The sequence below is a fragment of the Gordonia sp. (in: high G+C Gram-positive bacteria) genome (genome assembly GCF_020438995.1).
Lineage (GTDB): Bacteria > Actinomycetota > Actinomycetes > Mycobacteriales > Mycobacteriaceae > Gordonia.
Genome location: NZ_JAGQTN010000318.1, coordinates 1 through 1,934 on the forward strand (window position 1 = coordinate 1; position 1,934 = coordinate 1,934).

The 1,934-nt window shown below is 67.2% G+C and carries 2 protein-coding genes; one reads left to right on the top strand and one right to left on the bottom strand.

Annotated features, from left to right (window positions below; translation table 11 throughout):
* Positions 1 to 695: 695 nt before the first annotated feature.
* Positions 696 to 1,577, top strand: a complete 882-nt coding sequence (locus KDB67_RS22200; RefSeq protein WP_291020715.1) for a tyrosine-type recombinase/integrase — start codon at positions 696 to 698, stop codon at positions 1,575 to 1,577.
* Between the two features lie 74 nt (positions 1,578 to 1,651).
* Here the strand turns inward: KDB67_RS22200 and KDB67_RS22205 are convergent.
* The coding region (locus tag KDB67_RS22205; protein WP_291020717.1) for a hypothetical protein at positions 1,652 to 1,934 on the bottom strand (283 nt) is incomplete at its 5' end.

Here is a 1,934-nt window from a genome sequence, read left to right on the forward strand (position 1 = left end):
ACATCGGCGCCGACAATCGCATCGGCAAGCCCAACCCCGGTTACCGCGTCGACACCACTCCCCCGGTGGGCCCGCACCACATCGGCCCCCGACTCCTCCAGCCGCCTGCCGACCAAGCCACCCATCAAACCACTCGCACCGAGAATCACTGCTTTCACAGGTCCAGACTATTTCACAGGTCCAGGCTACGACCGACACGAATACTCCCCTCCGAGTATCGTCGGAGGGGAGTATTCGTATGGTGCGCCCGTAGGGATTCGAACCCCAAACCTTCTGTCGCTCAGTCCGATCAGCAGGCTGCGGCCACGACCGGCAAGGTCGTCCCATTCAAGCGCCCGGACCCCAAACCGGTGGTTGTGCCGTCCAAACCCGGTCGGCGCGCGTCGTGAGGGGGGCACGGATGTACGTTTCCGACGACTACCACACGCACCAACGCGTCCGGTATGTCGGCATCAGTGGCATCAGCAGCATCGACTTGGTGGGCCGGGTGTCTCGCGTCTACCGCACGCACGTCCGCGTGCGATGGGACAACGGGCTCGTCGAGCAAGTGCACCCTGACCACATACGGCCCGTCCGATGACGATCGGCCATGCAACACCCTGGTCACTGCCGGATCCGGCAGAGAAAAGACCATCGTCCCGAAGTGCGCACGACCTCTGGTCAAGACCGCATCAAATGTCACAGGATTCACATTCATGAACTCGTACACGACGCAACCCACCCACAACACCGGCCGCGCCAAACCCGTCCCCGAGCACTGGGCGCCGCTGATCAGCGCCTGGCTGATCTACCTCGCCGCGATCGGCCGGCCAGCCACGACGATCAACACCCGCCGGCAGCAGCTCGAACGATTCGCGCGCGCCGTCGAAGGCCTGCCCGGTGAGGTCACCGCCGATCGCATCATCGAGTACCTCGCCGCCGCCCGCTGGGCGCTGGACACTCGACGCGGCCACCGCAACGCACTCGTTGCGTTCTTCGCGTGGACCGTGACCAGCGGCCGACTCGACACCGACCCCGCACGCCACCTGCCGAAGATCTCTGTCGCGAACCCCGCACCGCGGCCGGCACCTGACCGCGTCGTCAACCGAGCGATCGCCACCACGGACCGGCGAATCCTGCTCATGCTGCGTCTGGGCGCCGAACTCGGACTACGCCGAGCCGAGATCGCGACCGTGCACACCGACGACCTCGAAGACGGCGACCGCGGCGCCATGCTGCGCGTACACGGCAAGGGCGGCAAGGTCCGCGTCATCCCCATCGCCGACGAACTCGCCGACATCATCGAGACCGGCCCACACTGGCACACCCCCGGCGCCGGCCGACGCGGATGGCTGTTCCCCGGCAAGATCGACGGCCACCTCTCACCCCGACGCGTCGGCGAACTCTGCGCCGACGCCATGCCCGGCACCTGGACCGCCCACACCCTGCGCCACCGATTCGCCACACGCGCCTACCGCGGCAGCCGGAACCTGCGCGCCGTCCAAACTCTGCTCGGCCACTCGTCCGTCGCCACCACCGAGCGATACACAGCCGTCGACGACGACGAGGTACGCGCCGCGATGATGCATGCTGCGTAGCCCGCCATCGCCGGCCTGTCGCTGATCCGCGGTCGGGCCGCGTGACATTCGGGTGATTGGGTTTCAGGTGAATGTCACATGGTGAGTTCGATGATCCATGTCATCCACGACCGGGTGCCGTAGTCGGTGTTGGGGCTCCAGGTGATGGCCTGTGAGCTGGCGGTGATGGTGGTGCCGCCGACCGGACCACCGGAGTCCCACACCTCGGTGCGGGTGAGCGCCCCGGTGTGGGTGTGTGCCAGGAGGTCGGTGGCCGGTGAGGTTGACGGGGCGGCGATGTCGGTGGCCTGGACGTACCAGTCACCGGCGTGCGCGACCTGCAGCACCAGCGAGGACGCGTTGACCGTGGCCGCCGCG

Bases quoted from the DNA above. Each gene is read 5' to 3' on its own strand.
- KDB67_RS22200 (WP_291020715.1), top strand. From the start codon at position 696: ATGAACTCGTACACGACGCAACCCACCCACAACACCGGCCGCGCCAAA.